The following is a 26,333-nucleotide window of genomic DNA, read 5'->3' as shown; positions in this document are numbered from 1 at the left end:
AAGCCGACGACCCGGGCTGCGCGGGCAAGGTGGGGGGGCCCGAGGTCGAGGGCTTGGAGGCGGTGCCCGAGGCCCCGACGCTGTCGGCCGCTGGGGCCGCAGTCGCGGCCAAATCGGCCACCTGGGCCGTCGCGGGGGCAAGGGGAAGATCGCTCACCCGGCCAAGCATACCGCGCACCGGCGGGGGGGTGGTAGGCGGGGTGCCAATGCCTCAGCTGCGTCCCCCTCTGCGCCCCCGTCTGGGCCCGTGTCGGGGCCGCCACCAGGGCGGCCCGGGCTCAGTAGGTGCCGGGCAGCAGGATGCCCTTGTCCACCGTGTTGATGTTGGTGTGACCGCAAAAGGCCATGGTGATGTCCAGCTCTTTGTGGATGATCTGCAGCGCGCGGGTGACCCCCTCCTCGCCGAAGGCACCCAGGGCATACAAAAAGCTGCGCCCGATCAGCGTGCCACGCGCGCCCAGGGCCCGCGCCTTGAGCACGTCCTGGCCGCTGCGGATGCCCCCGTCCATCCAGACTTCGATGTCCTTGCCCACCGCTTCGGCGATCGCGGGCAAGGCCTTGATGCTGGACGGAGCGCCATCGAGCTGACGGCCCCCGTGGTTGGAGACGATCAGCGCGTCGGCCCCGCTGTTGGCGGCCAGGCGGGCGTCTTCCTCGTCCATGATGCCCTTGAGGATCAGCTTGCCGCCCCAGCGCTTCTTGATCCACTCGACATCGCCCCAATTCAGGCCCGGGTCAAACTGCTCGGCCGTCCACGACGACAGCGAGGACAGGTCGCCCACGCCCTTGGCGTGGCCCACGATGTTGCCGAAGGTGCGCCGCGGCGTGCCCAGCATGCCCAGGCACCAGCGGGGCTTGGTGGCCAGGTTGATGAGGTTCTTGAGCGTGGGCTTGGGCGGTGCCGACAGACCGTTTTTGATGTCCTTGTGGCGCTGCCCCAGGATCTGCAAATCCAGCGTCAGTTGCAGTGCCGAGCAATTGGCGGCCTTGGCGCGGTCGATCAGGCGCTCGATGAAATCACGGTCCTTCATCACATAAAGCTGGAACCAGAACGGGTGGCGCTGGGTGTGCTCGGCAATGTCCTCGAGCGAGCAGATGCTCATGGTCGACAGCGTGAACGGGATGCCAAACGCCTTGGCCGCCTTGGCGCCCAGGATCTCACCGTCGGCGTGCTGCATGCCGGTCAGCCCGGTCGGGGCGATCGCCACCGGCATGGCCACATCGTGACCCACCATGGTGGTGCGCGTGCTGCGCCCTTCCATGTTGACGGCCACGCGCTGGCGCAGCTTGATGCCCTGGAAATCGGACTCGTTGGCGCGGTAGGTGCCCTCGGTCCAGGCCCCCGAGTCGGCGTAGTCATAGAACATGCGGGGCACGCGGCGCTCGGCGATGCGGCGCAGGTCTTCAATGCAGGTGATCTTGGATAAATCGGCCACGGGGCAACTCCTTAGGAGCGCAAATAGTAGCGACTGGGCCGCATTTGTCGCGTGAAGATTTTTGACACCGCCGACAAATTCTCTCAATACACAGCCCCCCGACAGCGGGCCGCTCGACCAAGCGCTGCCCCTCGGTACAGGCCGGGGGCCGATCAAGCCCCCACAGCCACCGCTCAGCCCCGCTTGGCCACCAGGGTCAGGATGTCGTAGCTCGCGACCAGCTCACCGTGCTGGTTGCTGACCTCGACATCCCAGGCCACCACGCCCTGGCCGACACCCTTGGCGTCCTTCTTCTGACGGTCGATCTTGCGCTTGGCGGTCAGGCGGGCCTGGATGGTGTCGCCGATCGCCACCGGCTTGACGAAGCGCAGCGTGTCCAGCCCATAGTTGGCCAACACCGGGCCGGGCGCGGGCGACACAAACAGGCCCGCGGCCGCCGACAGCACGAAGTAGCCGTGCGCGATGCGCTGGCCAAACGGGCTTTCCTTGGCCGCGATGTCGTCGAAGTGCATGTAGAAGTAGTCGCCCGACAGGCCGCCAAAGGCGCCGATGTCGGCCTCGGTGACGGTGCGGCGGTGCGTCAACAGGGACTCGCCGATGCGCAGGTCTTCAAAGTGGCGGCGGAACGGGTGGACCTCGGTTTCGATCACCTTGGCACCGCGCACATGCTCGCCGGTGATGGCGGCCAGCATGGTGGGAGAGCCCTGCACCGCGGCGCGTTGCAGGTAGTGTTTGACGGCGCGAATGCCGCCCAACTCCTCGCCACCCCCCGCGCGGCCTGGGCCGCCGTGCTTGAGCATGGGCAGGGGAGAGCCGTGGCCGGTGCTCTCGGTCGCGGCCTCGCGGTCCAACACCAGCAGGCGGCCGTGGTGGGCCGCGGCCACCGGGATCACGCGGGCGGCGGTGGCCGGGTCCTTGGTGACCAGGGAGCCGACCAGGCTGCCGCGGCCGCGCGCCGCCAGTTGCAGCGCCTCGTCCAGACCGTCATAAGGCATCAGGGTGCTGACCGGGCCAAAGGCCTCGACGTCGTGCACCGCGTCGTGGCTCAGCGGCTGGCGGCTCAACAGCAGCGTGGGCTGGAAGAACGCGCCCTCGGCCACGCCCTCGCCCAGCGGCGCGAAGTCGGCCGTGCCCCCGCCATGGACCAGCTCGGCGCCCTGGCGCAGCAGGGCCACGCGCTCGGCCACGTCGGCCTGCTGGGCCTTGGACGCCAGGGCGCCCATGCGCACCGCCTCCAGGGCCGGGTCACCCACCACCGTCTTGGCCAGGCGGGCCGACAGGCGCTCGGCCACGGCGTCCAGGTGCTGGCGCGGCACGATGGCACGGCGGATGGCGGTGCACTTCTGGCCGGCCTTGACCGTCATCTCGCGCGCCACCTCCTTGATGAAGAGATCGAACTCCTCGTCGTCCGGCGTCACATCGGGCGCCAGGATGCAGCAGTTCAGCGAGTCGGCCTCGGCGTTGAACGGGATGCTGTGGCGCACCAGGTTGGCGTTGACGCGCAGGCGCGCCGCGGTGTCGGCCGAGCCGGTGAAGGTCACCACGTCGGGGCCTTCCAGGCGGTCCAGCAGGTCACCGGTGCCGCCGATGACGAGCTGCAGCGCGCCGGCCGGCAGGATGCCCGACTGGTCGATCAGGCGCACCAGGGCCTCGGTCAGGTAGCTGGTGGCGGTGGCGGGCTTGCCAATGCAGGGCATGCCGGCCAGGAAGGTGGGCGCGAACTTCTCCAACAGGCCCCAGACCGGGAAGTTGAAGGCATTGATGTGCACCGCCAGGCCGCCGCGCGGCACCAGGATGTGGGTGCCCGCAAACGCGCCTTTCTTGCCCAGCGACTGGGCCGGGCCTTCGTGGATCAGGTTGCCGCTGGGCAGCTCGCCACTGCCCATGGCCGCGTAGGCGAACAAGGTGCCGCTGCCGCCTTCGATGTCGACCCAGCTGTCGGCGCGCGTGGCGCCGGTGTGGGCCGAGATCGCATAGAGCGACTCTTTGTGCTCGTTGAGGTACTTGGCCAGTGCCTTGAGGCGCGCCGCGCGCTCCTGGAAGTCGAGCGCCATCAGCGCAGGCACGCCGGTGCGCCGCGCGTAATGCACGGCCTCGCCAAAGTCGAGGGCCTCGGCATGGGTGTGGGCCACGGTGGCGCCGTTGACCGCGCTGTGCAGGGGACTGGCGGCTTGCTGGCCAATCCAGCGCCCGCCGATGAAACTTTGAAGCGTCATGAAATTTCTCCGAAAAAGGGGTGGGCGCGGCCGGCCCCGCGGGGCCCAGTGCCGCAGGCCTCAGTGCTTGGCGCCCAGGCCCAGGTAGGTGTCGATGATTCGGCGGTCGTGCAGCAGGTCGGCGGCCGCGCCGCTCAGGGCCACGGCGCCCATCTCCAGCACGTAGGCGCGGTCGGCCACCTGCAGCGCGGCACGCGCGTTCTGCTCGACCAGCAGCACCGAGACGCCCAGGTCGCGCAGCGAGGACACCACCTGCAGCACCTCGCGCACGATCAGCGGCGCCAGGCCCAGCGAGGGCTCGTCCAGCATCAGCAGGCGCGGGCGGGCCATCAAGGCACGGCCAATGGCCAGCATCTGGCGCTCGCCGCCCGACAGCGTGGCCGACAGCTGGGCACGGCGTTCCTTGAGCCGCGGGAAGATGTCGAACACCTCGTCCATGCGCTGCTTCTGGTCCTTGAGGCCCTTGCGCCAGCGCGAGAAGCCGCCCAGCAGCAGGTTGTCCTCGACCGACATCTCACCGAACAGCTCGCGCTTCTCGGGCACCAGGGCCACCCCGCGCGCCACCATGGCCTCAACCGTGGGGCGCTCGATGCGCTCGCCCGCCAGGGTCAGCACACCTTGCGAGGGCAGCAAGCCCATGGCCGCGCTCAGCAAGGTGGTCTTGCCCGCCCCGTTGGGACCAATGACGGTGACGATCTCGCCCTCGCCCACCGTCAGGTGGACCTGGTGCACGGCCTCGACCTCGCCATAAAAGACACTGAACTGCTGCAGATCGAGCAGCGTGGGTTTGACGTCGACGTGGCTCATGCGGCGGCTCCTGCCAGGTCGTCGCTGCCGCCCAGGTAGGCGTCCAGCACCCGCGGGTTGGCCTGCACCTCGGCCGGCGTGCCCTCGGCAATGACGGCACCGAACTCCAGCACCGTGATGCGATCGGCCAGGTTCATCACAAACTCCATATCGTGTTCCACCACCAAAATGCCCAGGCCTTCGGAGCGCAATTGGTCCAGCAAGACGGCCAAGGCCTGTTTCTCGAGGTGCCGCAGACCGGCGGCGGGTTCGTCCAGCAGCAAGGCGGCGGGCTGGCCGGCCAGGGCGCGGGCGATTTCGACCACCCGCTGCTGCCCCAGGGCCAGCGACGCAGCGGGCCGGTCGGCCAGCTCACCGAGGCCGCAGCGCTCGATCTGGCGCCGCGCTTCGGCCAGGATGGCGGCCTCCTCGGCGCGGTCCAGCCGCAACATGCTGGCGATCCAGCCTTGGCGGCCACGGCGGTGCGCTCCCAGGGCCACGTTCTCGAGCACGCTGCGCTGCCCCAGCAGGCGCACGTGCTGGAAGGTGCGGCCCAGGCCCAGCGCGGCAAAATCACGCGAGGGCTTGCCCTGCATGACCGCGCCCATCAAGCGCACCTCGCCCGAGCTGGGGGTGTCGACGCCCGAGATCATGTTGAAGAACGTGCTCTTGCCAGCGCCGTTGGGGCCGATCAGCGCGTGCACCTCACCGGCCTTGAGCGTCATGTTGACCGAGTCGTTGGCCAGCAGCCCCCCAAAGCGGCGGCTCACGTCGCGCGACTGCAGGATCACCTCACCGGCGGGCGGCAGCGTGCGCTGGGCCAGCGTGACGGGTCGCGCCGACGGCGCGGCCTGGCGCGTGTCGGGGCGCAGCCAACGCGCGCTCCAGTGGTTCAGGCGCGGCCACAGGCCGTCGGCAAAGCGCTGCAAGACCACCAGCATCAGCAGACCGAAGACGATGATTTCAAAGTTGCCACTGCTGCCCAGCAGGCGCGGCAGCCAGTCCTGCAATTGCTCTTTGAGCAAGGTGATGAGCAAGGCGCCCAGCACCGCGCCCCACAGGTAGCCCGCGCCGCCGACCACGGCCATGAACAGGTACTCGATGCCGATGTTGATGTTGAACGGCGTCGGGTTCACAAAGCGCTGCAAATGGGCATACAGCCAACCCGACAGCGCGGCCAGCAGGGCCGCCAGCACGAACAGCTTGATGCGGTAGTGCGCGGTGTCCACCCCCATCGATTCGGCCATCACACGGCCGCCCTTGAGCGCACGGATGGCCCGCCCCTCACGCGAGTCCAGCAGGTTGTGCAGCGCCCACAGCGCCAGCAGCAACACCCCCCAGATCACGGGCCCCAGGTACAGCGGCGAGGCCAGCGAGAAGCTGCCCAAGGTCAGCGCCGGCAGGCCGGTGATGCCGGTGAAGCCGCCCAGCACGTCGAGGTTGCCAAAGATGTAGTACAGGCTCAGGCCCCAGGCGATGGTGCCCAGCGGCAAGTAATGGCCAGACAGGCGCAGCGTGACCGAGCCCAGGAACCAGGCCACCCCATAAGTGACCAGCAGGCCCAGCAGCAAGCCCGCCCAGGGCAACAAGGCCCGCGGGAACGCGGCCGGCAACCAGCCGGCCACCATGGGCGAGGTGCAGACCCAGGCCGTGGCGTAGGCGCCCAGGCCCACGAAAGCCGCCTGACCAAACGAGGTCATGCCACCGACCCCGGTCAACATGACCAGGCCGGCTGCCACCAGCGCATACAGGCCGATGTAGCTCATCACGGTCAGGGTGAACTCGGGCAGCAGGCCCCAGACCAGGGCCAGGGCGGCCACGCAGGCCAGGGTGAATTGACGTGCGGTGATCATTCCTCGTCCTCCACATGACGGCTGTTGAGCGAGCGCCACCACAGCACCGGGATGATCAGCGTGAACACCAACACCTCCTTGAACGCACTGGCCCAGAAAGAAGAAAACGCCTCCAGCTGCCCCACCAGCACGGCACCGGCCAGCGCCAGCGGGTAGCTGCCCAGCCCGCCGACGATGGCGGCAACGAAGCCCTTGAGGCCAATCAGAAAACCGGTGTCGTAGTACACCGTGGTCAGTGGCGCGATCAGCAGGCCGGACACCGCGCCGATCAGCGCCGCCAGCGCAAAGCTCAGGTCGCCCGACAGCTCGGTCGGGATGCCCATCAGGCGGGCCCCGACGCGGTTCATCGCGGTGGCGCGCAGGGCCTTGCCAACGATGGAGCGCTCAAAGAAGACAAACATGGCCACCACCAGCACCGCGGCCATGGCGATCACCACCAGCGACTGACCGCTGACCGGGATGCCCCCGAGGTCAAAGCGCGCGTCCGAGAACGCCGGCGTGCGAAAGCCTTCAGCACCGAAGAACAGCAGGCCCAGGCCCACCAGCACGCCGTGCAAAGCGACCGACACGATCAGCAGGATCAGCACCGTGGCGTGCGCCAGCGGGCGGTACACCAGTCGGTACAGCAGCGGCCCCAGGGGCACGATCAGGGCCAGCACGGCGGCCGCTTGCAGCAGCAAGGCCTCGGGCTTGGCCAGCCAGACCAGGGCGCTGGCCAGGGCCGGCATGGCCAAGGCCCAGATCGCCGTCGAGGCCCAGTCCACCGCCTGGCCGCGTTGGTGACGCCAGGCTTCGACCACCAGGGTGATGATGGCCAGAGCGATCAGCAACCACAGCGTGGCAGGCACCTTGCCGGCCTGCATCATGGCCATCGACAAGGCCCCGAAGGCGACGAACTCGCCCTGCGGGATGAAGATCACCCGCGTGACTGAAAACACCAGCACCAGGGCCAGCGCAATCAGTCCATACACCGCGCCGTTGACGACGCCGTCCTGCCCCAGGATCAGGGCAATCTGCAAATCCATGATGATGAAGTCCGGTTCAGGGTCGGCACCAGGCCGGCCCGTGGTTTGACCGCCCCGCGCCCCAGGGCGCGGGTCTGTTCACTGCGAGACAGAAAAAGGGGAAACAAGAACCGAGGTCGCCGCCAGGCCGGGGCCGGGGGCGCCTCGGGGCCCGGATCAGGGCTGGTACTTCCAGGTGCCGCCTTCAACCTTGACCATCACGCGGCCGCGTTGGTCCAGGCCCAGGTGGTCGGTGGGCGACAGGTTGAAGATGCCGTGTGCACCGGGCAGCTCTTTGACGTTTTCGAGTGCATCGCGCAGCGCGGCGCGGAAGGCCGGCGTGCCCGGCTGGGCCTTCTTGAGGGCCACCGGCACCGCGGCGGTCATCAGCAGGCCGGCGTCCCAGGCGTGGGCGCCAAAGGTCGACACATTGCCCTTGCCAAAGGCGGCCTCATAGGCCGTCACATAGGCCATGGCCGACTTCTTGACAGGGTGATCGGCGGGCAGCTGGGCGGCCACCAGGACCGGGCCGGCCGGCAAGAAGGTGCCTTCGACGTCCTTGCCACCGACGCGCAGGAAGTCGGCGTTGGCCACCCCGTGGGTCTGGTACATCTTGCCGCCAAAGCCCCGCTCCTTGAGCGTCTTCTGCGGCAGCGCCGCCGGCGTGCCCGAGCCTGCCACCAGCACCGCGTCGGGCTTGGCGGCCATGATCTTCAGCACCTGGCCAGTGACCGAGGTGTCGGTGCGCGAGTAGCGCTCGTTGCTGACGATCTGGATCTTCTTGAGCTCGGCGGCCTTGACGAATTCCTTGTACCAGCCTTCACCATAGGCGTCCGAGAAGCCAATGAAGGCCACCGTCTTGACGCCCGAATTGGCCATGTGTTCAGCGATGGCGAGCGACATCATGATGTCGTTCTGCGGCGTCTTGAAGACCCAGCGCTTCTTGCCGCCGTCTTGCGGCTCGATGATCAGCGCCGAGGCGGCGATCGAGATCATCGGCGTCTGGGCTTCGGCCACGGCGTCGATCATGGCCAGCGAGTTGGGCGTGGTGGTCGAGCCCAGGATCACGTCCACCTTGTTTTCGGAGATCAGCTTGCGTGTGTTGCTGACGGCGGCCGTGGTGTCCGAGGCGTCGTCGAGCACGATGTAGTTGACCTTCTGGCCCGCAATGGTCTGCGGCATCAGGCTGATGGTGTTCTTCTCGGGGATGCCCAGCGAAGCCGCCGGGCCGGTGGCCGACAGGGTGACGCCGACGTTGATGTCGGCATGGGCCAGCGCGCTGACCAGCAAGGCGGCCGCGAGGGCGATGGGTTTGAGCAGTTTCATGGTCTTGTCTCCTTCTGTGATGGATGGGTTGATGGACTGAAGCAGGGTCTTGGTGCCCGGTGTGCGTCAGCCCGCGGTGGTGGTGGTGTTGGAGGGGGGGTGGACCGCGCCCAAGCCCCCCAGGAACAGGTCGGCCACGATGGGGGCCATGGCATCGTAGTCCAGTTCCCCCTCGGGCTTCATCCAGGTAAACATCCAGTTGATCATGCCGAACAACAGCATGGTCAGCGGCTTGCTCAGGTCGGCCTGGTGCAGCTCGCGGCGCAGGCCGCCCACGGCCCGCGCAAAGCCGTTCACGACATCGCGCTCCTGGTTGAGCACCCGCTCACGGTCAGCGTCTTCCAGGAACTTCACGTCCTCGGTCAGCACCCGGTGCGCGTCCTGCGCATCGGCGTACTCCTCGACGATGCGGCGGATCAGTTCGCGCAACTGGCGCTCGGGAGGCAGGCCTTCGGCCTCCACCTCGCGCACCAGGGTCTGCAGGCGCGAGACATGGCCCTCGGCAATGCTCACCAGCAGGCTGTATTTGTCGCGGTAGTAGTGGTAGAGCGTGGCCTTGGACAGGCCACAGGCCTCGGCCACCTGGTTCATGGAGGTCGATGGGTAGCCCCGGCGCGCAAACAAATGCGCGGCGTGCGCCAGAATCAGTTCACGCTGGTCGTTGTAGCCAGCCGCGCGTCCTCGTCCCATCAGAGCATCCTCGTCTTCGTCATCTCAGCGTTCATCGAACGATAGTACGACACGCGCACTGAGCGGATGCGACTGGCAGGCCAGCACAAAGCCAGCCTCGACGTCGGCCTTGTCGAGGGCGAAATTGCGCTCCATGCGGACCTCGCCTTCGAGCACCTTGCAGCGGCAGGTGGCGCACACGCCCGAGGTGCAGGAGAACGGCACTTCCAGCCCGGCCGCCGACGCCGCATCGAGGATGCTGGGCTGCTCGCGGCGGAACTCGATCTCGCGGTGCAGACCGTCGCGGATGATGGTCACGCGGGCCTGTTCGGCGTCGCCGGGACGGGCCTCATGCTGCACCGCACCGACCGCCTTGTCACCCGCCGCGGACTGGGCCACCCCAAAGCGTTCGATGTGCACGCGCTCGGCGGGCACGCCCGCGGCCAGCAGGGCGGCCTCGGCCTCGTCGTTCATCTGGAACGGCCCGCAGACATACACCTGGTCGAGGTCGCTGGGCGACAGCACCTGGCCCAGGAAAGTGCCCAGCTTGGCACTGTCCAGGCGGCCGGCGTACAGCGGCGCGTCGACGTGTTCCTGGGTGAACACATGGTGCAGCGCCAGGCGGGCCATGTAGCGGTTCTTGAGGTCCTCGATCTCTTCCTTGAACATGGTCGAGGCCGGGGTGCGGTTGCTGTAGATCAGCGTGAAGCGGCTTTGCGGTTCGCGCGCCAGCACGGTCTTCATGATCGACAGGATCGGGGTGATGCCACTGCCGCCTGCGATGCCCACATGGTGGCGACGTGCGGTGGGCTCGATGGGCACAAAAAATCGGCCTTGCGGCGCCATCACCTGCAGGCTGTCACCGACCTGGAGCGACTGGTGGATCCAGCTCGAAAAGGCACCGCCTTCGACGCGCCGCACCGCCACGCGCAGCTCGGCATCGTCCACCCCGGCGCAGATCGAATAGGAACGGCGCAGGTCCTGCCCGTTCACCGTGGCCCGCAGGGTCAGGTACTGGCCCTGGGTGAAGCCAAAGACCGCGCGCAGCGGCTCGGGCACGGCAAAGGAAACGATCAGGGAGTCGGCCGTGTCGGCCTCCAGGGCCTGCACCGTCAGGGAGTGGAAGAGTACGCTCATGAAAGGCTCGCTTGAATCTTGTCGTTGTGAAGGCGTGGCGTCACCGGGCGGGTCAAATCGGTTTGAAGTGTTCAAAGGGCTCGCGGCAGCTCAGGCAGCGGTACAGCGCCTTGCAAGCGGTCGAGCCGAAGGCGCTCAGGCGCTCGGTCTGCTGGCTGCCGCAACGCGGGCACGGCAGGCGCTGGCCCGACGGTGTGCGCCCCACAAACTGCATGGGCACGCCCTCGGTGGGGTCCACCGGGCCAGGCGGCGCAATGCCGTAGTCGAGCAGCTTTTGCCGCCCCTCGGCGCTGATCCAGTCGGTGCTCCAGGCCGGGGCGCGGCGCAGGGTCACGCGCGCCGGACCGAAGCCCGCCGCCGCCACGGCCTCGAGCACGTTGCGCTCGATCAGCTCGGTGGCGGGGCAGCCCGAGTAAGTGGGCGTGAGCACGATCTCCAGCCCGTCGTCGTGGGCCAGTACCTCGCGCACCAGGCCCAGGTCGACCACCGACAGCGCCGGCACCTCGGGGTCGAGCACGCTGCCCAGCACCTGCCAGACCGGGGCCAAGGCAGCGCTGGTGGGCACCGCGTGGCTCACCACACCCCCCCGGGGTAGGCGCGTTGCAGGTGCTGCATTTCAGCCAGGATGTAGCCCATGTGCTCGGAGTGCACGCCGCGGCGACCGCTGCTGCGGTAGGCCGAATCGGCCGGCACGGCGAGTTGCGCGGCGGCCAGCATGGCCCCCACCTCGGCACGCCAATCGGCCTGCAGCTCGGACCAGCGCGGGCCCAGGCCGCTGGCAGCGGCAGCCAGGTCGACGGCGTCGTCCTCGAACCACTCGGGCGTGTAGCGCCACAGCTGGGCCAGCGCGTCGCGCAGGCGGCGGGCCGACTCGTCGGTGCCGTCGCCCAGGCGCACCACCCAGTCGGCCGCGTGCTGCTGGTGGTAGCGCGCTTCCTTGACGGCCTTGCCCGCGATGGCGGCCAGCTCGGCGTCGCTGGAGGCCGACAGGCGTTGCCACATCAGTTTCAAGAAGGTGGCCACCATGGCATTGCGCAGCACCGTGAAGGCAAAGTCACCGCGCGGCAGTTCGACCAGGGTCGGGTTCAGGTAGTCGCGTTCTTCGCGCAGAAACGCCAGCTGGTCTTCGTCGTGGCCCAGGCCGCTGATCTGGCCTGCGTGGGTCAGCAGCGCGCGCGACTGGCCAATCAAGTCCAGCGACATGTTGGTCAGCGCGATGTCCTCTTCAAGGATGGGCGCGTGGCCGCACCATTCGGCGATGCGCTGGCCCAGGATCAGGCAGGTGTCGGCCAGGCGCAGCACGTACTGGGTGGCCGCGTCGCGGCCCGGTTGGATGGAGGCTTGCATCAGGGGCCCCTCACATGTGGTTCACGGAATCGGGCAACTGGTAGAAGGTCGGGTGGCGGTACACCTTGTCTTCCATCGGGTCGAAGTACATGCCCTTGTCACCCGGGTCGCTGGCCACGATCTGGTTCGATTGCACCACCCACAGGCTGGTGCCTTCCTGGCGGCGGGTGTAGACGTCGCGCGCCAGTTGGATGGCCATCTTGGCGTCGGCCGCGTGCAGGCTGCCGCAATGCTTGTGGTCCAGACCGGCCTTGGTGCGGACAAACACTTCCCACAGAGGCCATTCGTTTTGCGTTGTCATGGGGTTCTTCTTTCTTGCTGTCGGTTGCGCAGAGCGGCCTCAGGCGGCTTGCTGCAGGGGGGTGTGCTTGGCGGCGTGGGCCAGGGCGGCTTCGCGCACCCAGGCGCCGTCTTCCCAGGCCTTGACGCGGGCACCCAGGCGCTCCTGGTTGCAGGGGCCGTCACCGCCCACCACACGCCAGAACTCGCTCCAGTCGATGGTGCCGAAGTCGTGGTGCTGGCGCGCTTCGTTCCACTTCAGGTCAGGGTCGGGCAGGGTCACGCCCAGCACCTTGGCCTGCTCGACGGTGGCGTCGACGAACTTCTGACGCAGCTCGTCGTTGCTGACGCGCTTGATGCCCCAGCGCATCGACTGCGCGCTGTTGGGCGACTGGTCGTCGGGCGGGCCGAACATCATCAGGCACGGCCACCACCAGCGGTTGACCGAGTCCTGCACCATCGCGCGCTGGGCCTCGGTGCCGTGCTGCATCATGGTCAGCAGGGCTTCGTAGCCTTGGCGCTGGTGGAAGCTTTCTTCGCGGCAGATGCGGATCATGGCGCGGGCGTAAGGGGCATACGAGCAGCGGCAGATCGGCACCTGGTTCATGATGGCGGCGCCATCGACCAACCAGCCGATGGTGCCCATGTCGGCCCAGGTCAGCGTCGGGTAGTTGAAGATCGAGCTGTACTTGGCGCGGCCGGTGTGCAGCGCGTCCAGCAGCTGGTCGCGCGAGGTGCCCAGGGTCTCGGCCGCGGCATACAGGTACAGGCCGTGGCCGCCCTCGTCTTGCACCTTGGCCAGCAGGATGGCCTTGCGCTTGAGCGTCGGGGCGCGGGTGATCCAGTTGCCCTCGGGCAGCATGCCCACGATCTCGGAGTGGGCGTGCTGGCTGATCTGGCGCACCAGGGTCTTGCGGTAGTGCTCGGGCATCCAGTCCTTGGCTTCGATGAACTCGCCGTCGTCGATGCGGGCCTCAAAGCGCTCTTCGAGCAAAGCCTCTTCGGCCGAACGGATGACCTTCTTGCCGTCGCCCGGTTCGCGGGCCATGGTGTCCATTGCTTGGGTGTACATGGGGGAATCCTTCAAGGTGGGAGGTGGCCTCAACGAGGGCGGGAGTCGATCACACGGCGGGCCTTGCCGGTGAGCGTGCGTTCAATCGAATCAGGGCGCAGCACCTGCACCCGGGTGCTGATGCCGACCAGGGTCTTGATGCGGTGCTGCAGCCAGCCCGCGATCTCCTGGACCTGGGCCTCGCTGAGGTCGGCCGCGGCGGGTTGCAGCTCGACACGCACCTCGACCTGGTCGAGCTTGTCGTCGCGCTGCACCAGGATCTGGTACTGGCCCGACAGGCTGGCGTGCTGCAGCACGATCTCTTCGATCTGCGTCGGGAACACATTGACGCCCCGGATGATCAGCATGTCGTCGCTGCGGCCCACGATCTTGCCCATGCGGCGGAAGGCGCGCGAGGTGGGCGGCAGCAGGCGCGTCAGGTCGCGCGTGCGGTAGCGGATGATGGGCAACGCTTCTTTGCTCAGCGAGGTGAAGACCAGCTCGCCCTCCGACCCATCGGGCAGCACCTCGCCGGTCAGCGGGTCGATGATTTCGGGGTAGAAATGGTCTTCCCAGATGACCGGGCCGTCCTTGCTCTCGACGCACTCGCAGGCCACGCCCGGGCCCATGACCTCGGACAGGCCATAGATGTCCACAGCGTCGATGCCGGCCTTGGCCTCGATGTCGCGGCGCATGGCTTCGGTCCAGGGCTCGGCACCGAAGATGCCGATCTTCAGCGAGCTGTCGGCCGGGTCCAGGCCCTGGCGCACAAACTCCTCGATGATCACCTGCATGTAGCTGGGCGTGACCATGATGATCTTGGGCTTGAAGTCGGTGATCAGCTGCACCTGCTTCTCGGTCTGACCACCGGACATCGGGATCACCGTGCAGCCCAGGCGCTCGGCGCCGTAGTGCGCGCCCAGGCCGCCGGTGAACAGGCCGTAGCCGTAGGACACATGGACCATGTCGCCGCGGCGGCCACCGGCCGCGCGGATGGAGCGCGCCACCAGGTCGGCCCAGGTGCTGATGTCGTTGGCGGTGTAGCCCACCACGGTCGGCTTGCCGGTGGTGCCCGACGAGGCGTGCAGGCGCACCACGTCTTCGCGCGGCACGGCAAACAAGCCAAAGGGGTAGTTGTCGCGCAGGTCTTTCTTGACCGTGAACGGGAACTTGGACAGGTCGCTGAGTTGCTTCAGGTCGCTGGGGTGCACGCCCTTGGCATCAAAGGCCTGGCGGTAGTGCGGCACGTGGTCGTAGGCGCGTTGCAGGGTGGCGCGCAGGCGTGTCAGTTGCAGCGCGGCGATCTCGTCGCGGCTGGCGGTTTCGATCGGATCGAGTTCGCCGGGGGCGGGGGTTTTGACGGTCATGGGTGGATCTCCTGATGCTTCAGCCGGCCACGGCCGGCTTGCCTTTGAGGGTGTAGGAGCGACCGCGAAAAACCGCGATGCGCTCGCCCTTCTGATTGCTGACTTCGACGTCGTAAACCCCCGTGCGACCGGCCTTGGACACCTCGCTGGCGCGCGCCGTCAGCACGTCGCCCGCTCGCGCCGGGGCCATGAAGTCGACACTGAAGCCCGAGGCCACGGTGAGTTCGTTGTAGGAATTGCAGGCGAAGGCAAAGGCCGAATCCGCCAGCGTGGAAATGAGACCGCCGTGGCAGGTCTTGTGGCCATTGAGCATGTCCTCGCGCACGGTCATGCTGAGCACGGCCCCCCCTGGGGTGACCTCGTGGATCTGCATGCCAAAGCCCAGGGTGACGTTGTCGTTGGCGAGCATGCCCACGCGCACCAGGTCGGCGGTCTGCTGCGGGCTCAGCGGGGAAGAGGTCTCGGTCATAGAAAGCGGGCTCCTGGCTCAGCGGTCGGTGAACACCGGGGCGCGGCGCGCGCCAAAGGCGGCCACCCCTTCTTGGTAGTCGTGGGCGGCGCCCAGGGTGCTTTGCAGTTGGGCTTCCAGCGCCAGCGCCTCGTCCAGCGACAGGCCCTGTGCCTGGTCCATGGCCTGACGGGTGGCGACCAGCGCACGCGACGGCTGGGCCGCCAGGCGGTTGGCCAGCGCCAGGGCTTCGGCAGCCAGGGCCTCGTCGTCCACGCAGCGCCAGATCAGGCCCAGCGGCTCGGCCTCGGCCGCGCTCAGTTTGTCGCCCAGCAGCGCCAGGCCCAGGGCCTTGCCGCGGCCCACCAGGCGCGGCAGCAGCCAGGTGCCACCGGTGTCGGGCACCAGGCCGATCTTGCTGAAGGCCTGGATGAAGCTGGCCGAGCGCGCGGCCAGCACCAGGTCGCAGTTGAGCGCCAGGTTGGCGCCGGCCCCGGCGGCCACGCCATTGACGGCGGCCACCACGGGCACCGGCAGGCTGCGCAGGCGCTGCACCAGCGGGCGGTAAAAGCGGTCGATCACCTGACCCAGGTCCTTGGGCGTGGCGCCCGGGGTGGCGTCGGGCGCCACGCTGGGGTCGGCCAAGTCCTGCCCGGCGCAGAAGCCCCGCCCGGCCCCGGTCAGCACCACGCAGCGCACGCTGGCGTCGGCCGCCACCGCGTCGAGCGCGGCCAGCAACTGGGCGTGCATCTCGGTGGTGAAGCTGTTCAGGGCCTGCGGCCGGTTCAGCGTCAGGGTCCGGACCGCACCGTCTTGGCGGGTCAGGATCAGGGCGTCGCTCATCGTGTCTCCTTGGGTGACCCCGCGCCCGCCGCCATCGGCTCGGCAGGGCTGGGTCGGGTTTCGGTCTATGTTTGACCGTCCAGTCGGTCGATAATACTATCGAGACTTCTTCTGACGCAAGTCAAAGCCCCTAGTGAAAACCCTTGGGCGCGCCCGCGCTCAGCCCATCCCCAACCAGGAGACCTGTTCATGCCCTGTTACGCCATCGACGGTGTGGTGCCCGTGATCCACCCCAGCGCCCATGTCCACCCCACTGCCGTGCTGATCGGCGACGTGGTGGTGGGGCCGGGCTGTTATGTCGGGCCTTGCGCCTGCCTGCGCGGCGACTTTGGGCGCATCGTGCTGCACGCGGGCGCCAACGTGCAGGACACCTGTGTGATCCACGGCTTTCCGAACCAGGACACGGTGGTCGAAGAAAACGGCCACATCGGCCATGGCGCGGTGCTGCACAGCTGCGTGGTGCGGCGCGATGCCCTGGTGGGCATGAATGCGGTGGTGATGGACGAGGCCGAGGTGGGCGAGCAAGCCATCGTCGCGGCCAGCGCCTTTGTGCCCGCTGGCACGCGCGTGCCGCCGCGCACCCTGATGGCAGGGGTGCCGGCCAAGGTGATCCGGCCACTGCGCGAGGAAGAAATCGCTTGGAAGCTCGAAGGCACGCGCACCTACCAGGCGCTGACGCGGCGCTGTCAGGCCTCGCTGGTGGAGGTGCAGCCGCTCAGCGAAGAAGAAGCCAACCGCCCTCGCCTGCCGGCCGCCGAGGTGCAATCACTGATCGCCACCAAACGGGCGGAATCCAAACCGGCCTGAGGCCACGCCACGTCCAGGGGCCCAGGAGCGGGCCCGCCCCCGGCTTCGCAGCGGACCGGGGCGGCCGCCGAGCAGACCTCAGCGGTGACACCGGTCACACCAATCACACCAATCACACCGATCGCGCCTGGCCGATGCCCGGCCGGTCCCCCGGCACGGCATCGGGCGCCAGGGCGGCCAGCGGGTGCCGGGGGGCCCCGGCCGGGCTCAGGCCGCCGGGTCGGGCTCGGCTTCGGTCTGCGGGTCGAGCGCGAACGAGCGGTCCGGCTCGGGCACCAGCGCCGACGCAGGTTCGGAAGCGGTTTCGGACGCGGATTCGCTGGCCGCTTCGGCGCCCCTGAAACGGGCCAGCACCCAGTCGACAAACACCGTCAACGCGGGGGTTTCGGCGCGGTGGGCCGCCAACAGCAGGCTCAGCGGCTCGCTGACCGCAGGGGCCTCGGGCAGCAGGGCCACCAGGCGACCGGCTGCCAGGTCGTCGGCCACCAGGGCGGTGGGCAGCACGGTGATGCCGGCGCCGGCCAGGGCCAGCGCGTGCAGGGCCAGCGCGTTGTTGCTTTGCAGGCGGATGGCGGGGGCCAACTGGCTGTCGGCCAGCGCATCCGACGCTGCCTCGGCCGCTGCCTCTGCCTCTGGGTCCGCATCCCCCTCGGGCGCCAGGTCGGCGTCCGCCTCGAAATCAGGCTCGAAATCGGTCTCGGCCGCGGCCTCCAAGTCGGCCTCGTCTTCGGTCGCCAGCGCCAGGTCGAGCCCGTCACGGGCGTCCGCCTCCTCGCCCCGCGCCTCGGACACCGGCTCGGGCGGCAAGGGCGCGATGAAGCCCAGGCAACGGTGGCGCACCAGTTCCTCGGCACGCTGCGGCGTGCCGTGGCGCGCCAGGTAGGCGGGCGCGGCCACCAGGCCCAGGGCCTGCTCGCTCAGGGGCAGGCTGTGCACGTCGTCGGACGGAGCCGGGCCCAGGTGGAACACGGCGTCCACGGCGGGGTCCAGCGGGTCGGCCGCGCGGTCGTCCAGCACCAGTTCCACCTGCACTTCGGGGTAGGTGGCCAAAAAGTCCGCCAGGGCCGGTGCCAGCGTGCGCTGGCCAAAGAACACCGGCGCGTGCACGCGCACCTGGCCCGCGGCCTGCAGGCCCGTGACCTGGGCCTCGGTTTCGGCACCGCGCAGCATTTCCAGGATGCTGCGGCACTGTTGGTGGTATTGCAGGCCGGCGCCAGTGAGGCGCTGCCAGGGGCCCACGCGCTCGAACAAGCGGGCGCCCAGTTGGTCTTCCAACTGCTGGATCTGTTTGCCGATCAAGGCGGCCGGGAGCTCAAGCGCCCGTGCGGCCGCTGCCATGCTGCCGGTTTCCACCGTGGCAACAAAGACGGCCATGCTCTGAAATCGGTCCATCATCTCAATTTACATATTGTTCGCAAAGGCAGCGATGGTAGGCGATTTGTGTCCCGCCTCCGGCGCCGAGGGGTCTCCGACGGGGCTTCAGGGCTCGGCGCGGCGCCCGCGCGAGGGCGGCGCGGGGGGGCTGGCCGTGGCGGCGCGCACCCCGGCGCCGCGCACTTCGAGCGTGATTTCGTGTAACAACTGTCCCCGCGCATCGCTGAGTTGCACCCGGTGCCGACCCGGCCAGGGCAGCCAATGCCAGGCCCCGCCGCGCGCCACCACCCGGCCGTCCAGCCGCCATTGCAGGCCCGCCGAGGCGCGCGCCGCGGCCGAATCCTGCCCGGCCCCCGGGGGCAGAGAGCTGGCGCGGAACAGCAAGCGCTGGTGCTGCGGCGGGATGTCCGGGTCCAGCGCCACCACGGTGCCTGCAGGGGGCTCGGCAATGCGCGCACTGAGGCGGCCCGTCACCGGGCTGACCGCCTCGGTCACCGCCATCAGGTTTTGCTCGGTGCCCTGCAAAAACCACTCGCGGCGGCTGGCTTCGGGCCACTGGCCGGCCGCCTGGGCCCGCTCGGGCAGGGCAAAACGCACCTCGGTGCTGACCAGGCCCGGCGGCGGCGGCGGGGCCCGGCTCGGCAACTGGGCGTGCAAGAAGCCCATCACCTCGGCCCACACCGGGGCCGCGCCCGAGGTGCCGCTGACCTCGTGCATGGCCTGCCCGCGCGCATTGCCCACCCACACGCCCACGGTGTAGCGGGCCGACCAGCCCACCGCCCAGTTGTCGCGCATGTCCTTGCTGGTGCCGGTCTTGACCGCCGTCCAGAAGCGTGTGCCCAGCACGCTGTCGCTGCCAAAGGTGCGGCTGCGCGCCTGGGCGTCGCTGAGGATGTCGCCCACCAGCCAGGCCGCGCGCGGGTCCAGCACCACCGGGCCCGGCCGCGCAGCGGCGGTGGCCGCGGCCTCGGGCAGTTGCAGGCGCACCTCGCTGAAACGGCCGCCGTTGGCCAGCGCCCGGTAGGCGTTGCTGAGGTGCAGCAGGGGCAGCTCGGCGCTGCCCAGCGCGAGGCTGTAGCCAAAGTAGTCGCCGCTTTCGCGCAGCGGCAGGCCCAGGCGCACCAGTTGGCGGTGAAAGGCATCGGGCGTGACCTGGGTCAGCGTGCGCACCGCCGGCACGTTGAGCGACGCCGCCAGTGCGGTGCGCACCGAGACCCAGCCCTTGAAGCGGTGGTCGTAGTTCTGCGGGATGTACAGGCCGCTGGCGGTGGGCAGCTGGGCCGCGGAGTCGTCGATCAAGGAGGCCGCGGTGAGGCGCTGCTCGGCCAGCGCCTGGGCATACAAAAACGGCTTCAGCGTCGAGCCCGGCTGGCGTGGCGCCAGCACCGCATCGACCTCGCTGGCGCGGCTCAGCGCCCCCGACGAGCCGACCCAGGCCAGCACCTCGCCGCTGGCGTTGTCGAGCACCACCACCGCGCCGTCCTCGACCTGGCGCCCCGCCAGTTCACGCAGCTGGCGCTGCAGGCTTTGCACCGCCACGCGCTGCACCGGCGCCCACAGCGGGGTGCGCAGGTGGGCCAGCCCCGCCCCCCCGCCCGGCTGCTGGCGCAGCGCCAGGCGCGCGAAATGGGGGGCCCAGCCGCGGCTGGGCTCGAGCGCGGGACGCTGCAGGGCGGCCCCGGCCAGCAGGTCCAGCGCCTGGCAGTCGGGCGCCGGGGCCTGGGGGTTGGCGTGGCGCTGCGTCGCGCCCAACACGCCACAGGCGCGCCGGGCCACCACGGGCAGCCCTGCGTTCGGGGCGCGCAGCAGCGCCACCGCAATCGCCGCCTCGCGCTCGTCCAGGCCATGCGCGGCCTTGCCGAACAGGGTTTGCGACAAGGCCTCCAGCCCCACCAGCTCGCCCCGAAACGGCACCAGGTTGAGGTAGGCCTCCAGGATCTGGTCTTTTTGCCAGCGCCGCTCCAGCCACTGGGCGGCCACGGTCTGACCGACCTTCTGGACCACCGTGCGCCCGCCTGGCCCGGCGCGCCAGTCACCGTCCAGCAGACCCGCCAGCTGCATGGTCAGCGTCGAAGCCCCCCGCGTGCGCTGGCGCCACAGGTTGCCCCAGGCGGCGGCCGACACCGCCTGCCAGTCCACACCGCTGTGCTCATAGAAGCGCCGGTCTTCGCTGAGCAACAGGGCCAGGCGCAGCGCCGGCGAGACCCGGTCCAGCGTCAACCACTCGCCGCGCCGCACGCTGGGATCGGTGCGTACGGTCTGCAGCAGCTCACCGTGGCGGTCCAGCAGCTGGGTGTCGCTGGGGCGGTGCGCACGCCGCACCTCCTCGAACGACGGCAAGGCCTGGGCCAGGCCCGCCGCGCCCAGCAGGCCCAGCGCCAAGCAGCCGCGCCTGAACCAGGGCCTCATGGCGCGGCTTGCACCTGCAGGCGCGCGTTGGGCGCCTCGCCAAAGACCTCGGGCGCGTACATGGCCTCGACCCGCGTCGGCGGCAGGCTGAAGTCGCCCACGTTGTTGAGGCGCACCGTGTACTCGAGCCGGGTCACGCCCTTGGGCAGGAACTCGTAGTAGCTGCGGAAGGCCTCGAAACTGCGCTCCTCGAACGCCGGCCAGGCCGCGCCACCGCGCTTCTCGCCCTGGGTGGCCAAAGCCGAGTCGCGCCCCAGGCCGCTGCCCAGGATGCTGGCGCCCGCGGGCACCGGGTCGCTGAGCACCACCCAGGCCATGTCGGCCGTGGCCTGCAGCTCCACACTGATGCGCAGCACATCGCCACGCGAATAGCGGCCCTTGACCGCCTGCTCCAGCGGCTGGACAGTCTTGCGCACCTGGTAGCCCGCGTTGACCGCCTGTTTGAGCGGCACGGCGGCCAGCGACTGCAGCGTCAGCCAGGGCTTGCCGCTGCCCTGGTGGTTGACCTGCAACTCGGCGGCCCCGGCCTCGGACGGCCAAGGCAGCAGCACGCTGTTGTGGCGCCAGGCCTCGGCCGCCGGGGGCACGCCCAAGGCGCTGCCGCGCGGCCCGGCGGGCGCGGCTTCGCCCGCCGGCACCCGGCTGACGCGGGCCCAGTCGACCGTGCCGCTGGCCGCGCCCAGGGTCGCGCGGGTCTGGCCCTGGACGGGCGCCCGCTCGAAGCGGGCCGAGAACTTGTCCAGCGCCACCGCGCCCCAGAAATTGGCGGTGGTGGTGGACCAGGCGCCGCGTTGCTGACGCCCCAGCAGGCCCTTGGCCAGGCGTGGCAAGTCGTCCTGCCACGCGGGCTCGTCGAGCACGGCGAGCAGCAGGCGCGCACTGTTGACGTCGGCGTTCTGCATCAGCCACCAGCCACTGTCCTCGGACTCGTTGTTGAAGCCGATGCGGCTGCCCTGGTAGACCAGGCGCGCTTGCAGGATCTGCCAGGCCTCGGCCAGGCGCTGCTGGCGCTGGGGCCAGTCGGGCTGGCGCTTGAGCAGCAGCACCCAGTCGATCACGCTGTGGGTGGGCCACTGCTGCGGCGTCAGGCTCAGGCTGCTGAGCCAGCGCGCGGGCACCGGGCCCCAGCGCGACAAGGCCTCCATCGCGGCCAGCTTGCGCGCGTCGAGGTCGGGGCGGGGGCTCCAGCCCTCGCGGCTCAGGCGGCCTTCGACAAACGCGGTCAGGCCACGCTGCAGGGCGCTGCGCAGCGGCTCGCTGAGCGCCAGCGCCGGCTCCAGGCCCATGGCCTCGTGGCTGGCGGCCAGCAGGTAGGCGCTGAGCACATCACTGCCCCGCCCCACCTCGCCGTCGCGGGGCGGGAAGTAACTGGCCAACCCATCGCTGTCGAGGTAGCCCGGCACCTGCGCCAGCAGGGCCTGCCAGCGGCGCACATCGCGCAGGCCCAGCGCGCGGCTGCTTTGCTGCTCCAGGCAGACGTAGGGGTAGGCGGCCCACCAGTCGCGCACCCCGGGCAGGCCATCGGCGAGCCGGGCCTGCAGCGCCAGCTTGACGCCACCGCGCCCCGGCAAGCTGCCCGCCGGCGCCTGAACACTGAGCTTGAACGGGCCGTCCAAGGCGGTCAGGCTGGACTGCTGCACCGTCAACGGCACCGCGGGCAGCACGCGCTGGGACACCTTGAGCGCGTCGCGCGCGCCGCTCAGGGTGTCGCGTGCGTCCAGCTCCCACAACAGCGACTCGAATCGGCTCAGCGCCAGCGCGGCCGGGGTGGTGACGGTCCAGGCCAGTTCGCGCGCCTCGCCGGGCGGCACGTCCACCGTCTGGGGGGCCAGGGTCAGCAGGGTGGCGCGCGGGCTCAGCTGCACCTTCATGGCCTGGGCGGTGGTGTTGCGCACGGTGAACTGGGCGCGGAACTGGTCGTCCTCGCGCACCATCGGGGGCAGGCCGCTGATCAGCTGCAGGTCCTGGGTGGTGCGCAGGCTGGCACTGCCGGTGCCAAACAGGGCGGCGCCCGAATCGGCCACCGCGGCGATGGTGAAGGTGCTGAGCGCGTCGTTCAGCGGCACCTCGACCGTGGCCTGGCCCTGGGCGTTGAGGGTGACGCGCGGGTTCCACAGCAACAGGGTGTCGAGCAGCTCGCGGGTGGCCCCGCGGCCCCCGCCGCCGCCCGCGGGCACGGCCTTGCGCCCGTAGTGGCGGCGCCCGATGATCTCCATCTGGGCGGTGGCCGTCTCGACGCCCCAGGCGCGGCGCTGCAACATCGCGTCGAGCAGGTTCCAGCTGCGGTTGGGCAACAGCTCCAGCAGGGCCTGGTCGACCACCGCCAGCGCCACCTCGGCCCCCGCAGCGGGGCGCCCGTCGGGCAGCGTGGCGCTGATCTGCACCCGCGCCTTGCCGCGCACCGGGTAGCTGGCCCGATCGGGGCTGACCTTGACGTCCAGGCGGTGCGCCTGGGTGCCGACCCGGATCTCGGCCAGGCCCAGGCGGTAAGCGGGCTTGCTCAAGTCGACCAGGGCGCTGGGGGCCTGGTATTCACGCCCCTCGTACCAAAACGCGGTCCACCACTCGCGCGGGGCCTTGTAGCCCCAGGTGAACAGGCTGTACCAGGGCACCTCGCGCAGGCGCCCACGCAGGGCCAGCACGCTGACATAGACGTTCGGCCCCCAGTCGGGCTGCACTTTCAGGCTGACCGTGGGGTCGCGCCCTTGCAGCGATACCACCTCGGTGTGGATGACGCCTTCGCGCTCCACCGCCACCAGCGCGGTGGCATGGCGAAACGGCATGCGCACCTGAAAGCGCGCCACCTCACCGGGCTGGTAGCTGCGCTTTTCAGGCAGCACGTCGATGCGGTCGTGGTTGTCCCCCCCGAACCACAGCTCGCCCTGCTGGGTGATCCAGACCGAGCTGGCGGCCTGGGCCACCTGGCCCTGGCCGTCCTTGGCCTGCACGATCAGCTCGACCTCGCCCGACACCTTCAGCGCCGTCTCGCACAGCAGCAGGCCTTGCGCGTCGCTGCGCCCGCTGCACACCGTGCCCAGGTCGCGCGTGTCGGCCTGGTTGTCGTAGCTGTAGAAGCCGCCCACCATGCGTTTGCGGCTGCTGCGGGTCTGGCGCGACACGGCACGCACCTCGAGCGCCACGCCGGCCTGCGGCTGACCGCGCAGGTCCAGCGCCAGCGCCTGGAAGCGCAGTTGCTGCTGGCTGGAGGCCCAGCCCTCGGTCTTGAGGCCGGCGATCACCGCGGCGGGCCACAGCGGCGACACGCTGCGCAGGGTGTTGAGCTCGCCATTCGGGTCGGCGTAGCTGGCCTCGAGCAGCAGGTCCTGCGCCTGCTCGCTGCGCGGCAGGGTCGGCAGCGCGAGGCGGCCAGTGCCCTGGCGGTCCAGGGTCAGCGCCTGCTTGTCGGCCACCACGCGCAGGTCCTGCACGGCCTGGGCGTCTTCCTCGTCGCCACCGAGCCCGGCGCCGGCCTGACGGCTGCGTGGCGGGCTGAAGCTGTAGTCCTCGTAGTCGGGGAAGCTGATGGCGCGCGGGCGCAGCGCGGCCGACACCCGCACCGGCAGCTGAGCCGCCGGCCCGCCGGCCACGTAATGCACCTGCAACTGCGCCGTGACGGCCGTGGTGTTGACCAAGGCCTGCGCCTGCAGCGGGCTGATGCTGCCCGACAGCAGCGGCAGGCGGAAGGCTTCGACCCGGAACTCGCCGGTTTCGCGCCCGTCCAGGCTGAGGCTGTAGCGGCCCAGCTTGGCCGCACCCGGCACGGTGAACTGGCTCTCGGCGCTGAAGCCGCCACTGCCGGTCTTGCGCCAGCTCAGCGGCAGCTGAAACTGCTGGCCCGTGCCGTCGTGGGTCACGGTCAGCTGGGCGGGCCCCTGCGGGGGCAAGGCCAGACCCCGGCGGGTTTCGAGCCGCAGGTAGTGCTTCATCGACACAGTTTCACCGGCCCGCAGCAAGGGGCGGTCGAGCACCGTGTGGGCCCGCAGATCGGCGCGGGACTCGCGGCTGGTGGGCACGTTGAAGCGCCAGGATTCGATGCCGCGGGTCCAGTCGCTCCAGGTGAAGGCCAGGTCCTCGACGCCGTCGGCGCCGCGCGCCCGCGCACTGATGAAATAGGCTTGGCGGTAGTCGTCCTCGCCACCGGGCCCGGCCACGCTGGCGCAGGCCGGCGGCTGCACCGGCACCTGCTGAAACGCCACCAGCCCCTGCGCGTCGGTGACGCCTTGGGCCACTTCACGGCCCTGGCAGTCGGACACGCGCACCGCCGCCCCGGCCACCACCGTGCCCTTGTCCAGCGTGGTGACCCAGGCCAGCGCGCTGTCGCGCCCCAGCTTGAAATGCACCCCCAGGTTGGTGACCAGGGCGGTGGTGCGCACGTACATCGTCCGCGCGCCGCCCTCACCCGGCGCCAGCAGGGCCACGCCGAGCTGCGGCGAGGCGATCTCCACCACATGGAAGCCCGGGCTCAGCGGCACGCCCACCACCTCGAAGGGGCGGCTGTCGCCGGGGGCCGCGGCCGGCAGCGTCAGCGCCTTGGCACCGGTCTGCCCCTTGAGCAGCGACACGCTGCGCGACTCCACCTGCTCGGCCATCTCCGGCTGCACCGGCTTGGGCAAGGGCCCGCTGACCAAGCGCTGGGCCGTCTTGCGGGCCACCCAGAAGGCATCGAAGGCCTGCACCTTGCGCTGCCAGGCGATGATGTCGGCGTCGCTGCGGGGCTGCAGGTCACTGACCTGCCCGGGGCTCAGGGTCTGCAACTGGAGCGCCGGCTCGACGCGGCGCAAGGTCAGCGGCAACAGCGCCGGCTGCCCCGGCTCGGCCAGGCGCTCGACGATGCCGAACGGCGAGGCCGCGAACTTGGCCAGTGGCGGTATCGGCCCGGTGGCCACCGCCAGGGGGAAGGTGGCCGCGTTCGACAGCGGGCGCCCCGACACGTCGGACAGGCCGGCCGGCAGGGTCAGCCGGTAGTGGGTGCGCTCGGGGAACGGCGGCTCAAAACGCAGCGCCGTGACCTGGGCCTCGCCGCTGTCGGCCTCGCTTTCAAGCCGGGGCTTGAGCACCGTGGGCCCGCCCTCGAGGCGGATCGACTCGGCCACCCGGCGGGTGACCGGGGCGTTGAAGCGCAGGCTCAGCGGGCGCAGCGGCAGGCAGGCCGCCTGCGCGTTCTCGCGCTCGCAGCTGAAACTGGCGCTGAAGGCCTCGCGGACCTGGAATCGGAAACGCTTTTCTTGCCGGCTGCTGAGGCCGCCCGGCGTGCTCAAGCCGGGCTGCACCACCAGCTCGACCTGGGCCGACGAGGCCAGCCGGCGCTGGCAGCTCAGCGCCACATAGCGCAGCGGATCGGCGGCGGCGGCCCGCACCAGGCCCCGGCTTTTGAGCAAGGCCTGGCGCTGGGCGTCGTCCAGCAGGCGCACCGGCACGCGCTCACCCAGGCCTTCGACCGCGCAGCCCACGCGGGCCAGCACGCTGGCCACGGTGGCCGGCCCATTGAGCTGCAGCAAAAAGAACTGGTCCTCGTCGATGCGCTCGTCGGTCGAGGGGAAGACGTTCTGCACAAAAGGACCGCCGGTGTTGAAGCGGACGTTGACCGGTGCCGCCAGCTCGCCGCCCTGCGGGCTTTTGTAGCCCGGCAGGCTTTGCACCGTGCAGGCCTGACCGGGGGGCAGGTCCTGGTCGAAGTCGAACACCCATTCGCGCGCGCTGAGCCAGCGCCCGCTGCCGCGCGCCGCGCGGGGGTCCTGGCAGCTGACGCTGACCGGGGCTGGGGCCTGGGGCTGGCCCTCGGGCACCGCCGCGCCATCGAACTGCAGGCGCACCTGACGCACCTCGGCCACCTCGCCCTGGGGGCTCACGCGGCTGACCTGCAGCGCCTGGGCCGGTGAACTCACCGCGGCCCAGCCTGCCAGCCCGGCCAACACCCACCCCACGGCCCGCCCGACCTGTTTGGACTTCGTCACGCTAAGCACCTCCTGAGCCGCCTAGCG

General features: G+C 70.0%; 19 protein-coding genes. 1 reads left to right on the top strand and 18 read right to left on the bottom strand.

Translation table 11 applies throughout. The annotated features are described in order from the left end of the window. Positions 1–278: 278 nt before the first annotated feature. The 15 genes from PSQ40_RS07820 to paaG all read right to left on the bottom strand — a co-directional run bounded on the left by PSQ40_RS07820 (position 279) and on the right by paaG (position 15,762). Positions 279–1,436, bottom strand: coding sequence for an alpha-hydroxy acid oxidase (locus tag PSQ40_RS07820; RefSeq protein ID WP_273950346.1), 1,158 nt, complete (start codon positions 1,434–1,436; stop codon positions 279–281). A 173-nt stretch (positions 1,437–1,609) separates the two neighbouring features. Continuing rightward, complete coding sequence (paaZ, locus tag PSQ40_RS07815; protein ID WP_273950344.1) at positions 1,610–3,652, bottom strand: phenylacetic acid degradation bifunctional protein PaaZ; 2,043 nt, start codon at positions 3,650–3,652, stop codon at positions 1,610–1,612. 60 nt (positions 3,653–3,712) lie between these two features. Beyond that, positions 3,713–4,459: an ABC transporter ATP-binding protein gene (locus PSQ40_RS07810; protein WP_273950342.1), complete on the bottom strand. Its 747-nt coding sequence runs from the start codon at positions 4,457–4,459 to the stop codon at positions 3,713–3,715. Next, the gene (locus PSQ40_RS07805) at positions 4,456–6,291 is read right to left on the bottom strand and encodes a branched-chain amino acid ABC transporter ATP-binding protein/permease (RefSeq protein ID WP_273950340.1); all 1,836 of its coding nucleotides are present in this window, start codon (positions 6,289–6,291) and stop codon (positions 4,456–4,458) included. Before PSQ40_RS07805 ends, PSQ40_RS07810 begins: the two co-directional genes overlap by 4 nt. Beyond that, positions 6,288–7,316, bottom strand: coding sequence for a branched-chain amino acid ABC transporter permease (locus PSQ40_RS07800; RefSeq protein WP_273950338.1), 1,029 nt, complete (start codon positions 7,314–7,316; stop codon positions 6,288–6,290). The genes PSQ40_RS07805 and PSQ40_RS07800 overlap by 4 nt, the downstream gene beginning before the upstream one ends. Positions 7,317–7,472: 156 nt before the next feature. After that, positions 7,473–8,621, bottom strand: coding sequence for an ABC transporter substrate-binding protein (locus tag PSQ40_RS07795; RefSeq protein ID WP_273950337.1), 1,149 nt, complete (start codon positions 8,619–8,621; stop codon positions 7,473–7,475). A 66-nt stretch (positions 8,622–8,687) separates the two neighbouring features. Then, on the bottom strand, positions 8,688–9,311 hold the full coding sequence (locus PSQ40_RS07790) for a TetR/AcrR family transcriptional regulator (protein ID WP_273950335.1): 624 nt from the start codon (positions 9,309–9,311) through the stop codon (positions 8,688–8,690). 24 nt (positions 9,312–9,335) lie between these two features. Further along, complete coding sequence (paaE, locus tag PSQ40_RS07785) at positions 9,336–10,427, bottom strand: 1,2-phenylacetyl-CoA epoxidase subunit PaaE (protein ID WP_273950333.1); 1,092 nt, start codon at positions 10,425–10,427, stop codon at positions 9,336–9,338. A 52-nt stretch (positions 10,428–10,479) separates the two neighbouring features. Next, a complete protein-coding gene (gene paaD, locus PSQ40_RS07780; protein WP_273950331.1) occupies positions 10,480–10,992 on the bottom strand; it encodes a 1,2-phenylacetyl-CoA epoxidase subunit PaaD in 513 nt (170 codons plus the stop codon). Positions 10,993–11,000: 8 nt separating this feature from the next. Next, positions 11,001–11,774 carry a 1,2-phenylacetyl-CoA epoxidase subunit PaaC gene (gene paaC, locus PSQ40_RS07775; protein WP_273950329.1) on the bottom strand — a complete coding sequence of 258 codons (774 nt, stop codon included), beginning with the start codon at positions 11,772–11,774 and terminating at the stop codon, positions 11,001–11,003. Between the two features lie 10 nt (positions 11,775–11,784). After that, positions 11,785–12,075: a 1,2-phenylacetyl-CoA epoxidase subunit PaaB gene (gene paaB, locus PSQ40_RS07770; RefSeq protein ID WP_273950327.1), complete on the bottom strand. Its 291-nt coding sequence runs from the start codon at positions 12,073–12,075 to the stop codon at positions 11,785–11,787. Positions 12,076–12,114: 39 nt separating this feature from the next. Continuing rightward, positions 12,115–13,125 carry a 1,2-phenylacetyl-CoA epoxidase subunit PaaA gene (gene paaA, locus PSQ40_RS07765; protein WP_273950325.1) on the bottom strand — a complete coding sequence of 337 codons (1,011 nt, stop codon included), beginning with the start codon at positions 13,123–13,125 and terminating at the stop codon, positions 12,115–12,117. A gap of 29 nt (positions 13,126–13,154) precedes the next feature. Continuing rightward, positions 13,155–14,471 (bottom strand): phenylacetate--CoA ligase PaaK, encoded by a 1,317-nt coding sequence (gene paaK, locus PSQ40_RS07760; RefSeq protein ID WP_273950323.1) that lies wholly within the window; start codon positions 14,469–14,471, stop codon positions 13,155–13,157. A gap of 19 nt (positions 14,472–14,490) precedes the next feature. Then, a complete protein-coding gene (gene paaI, locus PSQ40_RS07755; RefSeq protein WP_273950321.1) occupies positions 14,491–14,940 on the bottom strand; it encodes a hydroxyphenylacetyl-CoA thioesterase PaaI in 450 nt (149 codons plus the stop codon). A gap of 18 nt (positions 14,941–14,958) precedes the next feature. Then, entirely contained in the window at positions 14,959–15,762 is an 804-nt protein-coding gene (paaG, locus tag PSQ40_RS07750) for a 2-(1,2-epoxy-1,2-dihydrophenyl)acetyl-CoA isomerase PaaG (protein ID WP_273950319.1), read from the bottom strand. A 189-nt stretch (positions 15,763–15,951) separates the two neighbouring features. Here paaG and PSQ40_RS07745 point away from each other — a divergent pair, with 189 nt between their 5' ends. Beyond that, positions 15,952–16,569 (top strand): phenylacetic acid degradation protein PaaY, encoded by a 618-nt coding sequence (locus PSQ40_RS07745; RefSeq protein ID WP_273950317.1) that lies wholly within the window; start codon positions 15,952–15,954, stop codon positions 16,567–16,569. A 207-nt stretch (positions 16,570–16,776) separates the two neighbouring features. On the opposite strand, the gene PSQ40_RS07740 is transcribed toward PSQ40_RS07745, so the two are convergent. From PSQ40_RS07740 to PSQ40_RS07730, 3 genes are all read right to left on the bottom strand, one after another. Further along, entirely contained in the window at positions 16,777–17,964 is a 1,188-nt protein-coding gene (locus PSQ40_RS07740; RefSeq protein ID WP_273950315.1) for a LysR substrate-binding domain-containing protein, read from the bottom strand. Positions 17,965–18,048: 84 nt separating this feature from the next. After that, complete coding sequence (pbpC, locus tag PSQ40_RS07735; RefSeq protein WP_273950313.1) at positions 18,049–20,352, bottom strand: penicillin-binding protein 1C; 2,304 nt, start codon at positions 20,350–20,352, stop codon at positions 18,049–18,051. Further along, a complete protein-coding gene (locus tag PSQ40_RS07730) occupies positions 20,349–26,306 on the bottom strand; it encodes an alpha-2-macroglobulin family protein (RefSeq protein WP_273950312.1) in 5,958 nt (1,985 codons plus the stop codon). The genes pbpC and PSQ40_RS07730 overlap by 4 nt, the downstream gene beginning before the upstream one ends. Between the last annotated feature and the right edge of the window lie 27 nt (positions 26,307–26,333).

Origin of the sequence: Curvibacter cyanobacteriorum (genome assembly GCF_028649475.1) — a bacterium.
Lineage (GTDB): Bacteria > Pseudomonadota > Gammaproteobacteria > Burkholderiales > Burkholderiaceae_C > Curvibacter > Curvibacter cyanobacteriorum.
This window is presented reverse-complemented; position numbering and strand designations above follow the sequence as displayed.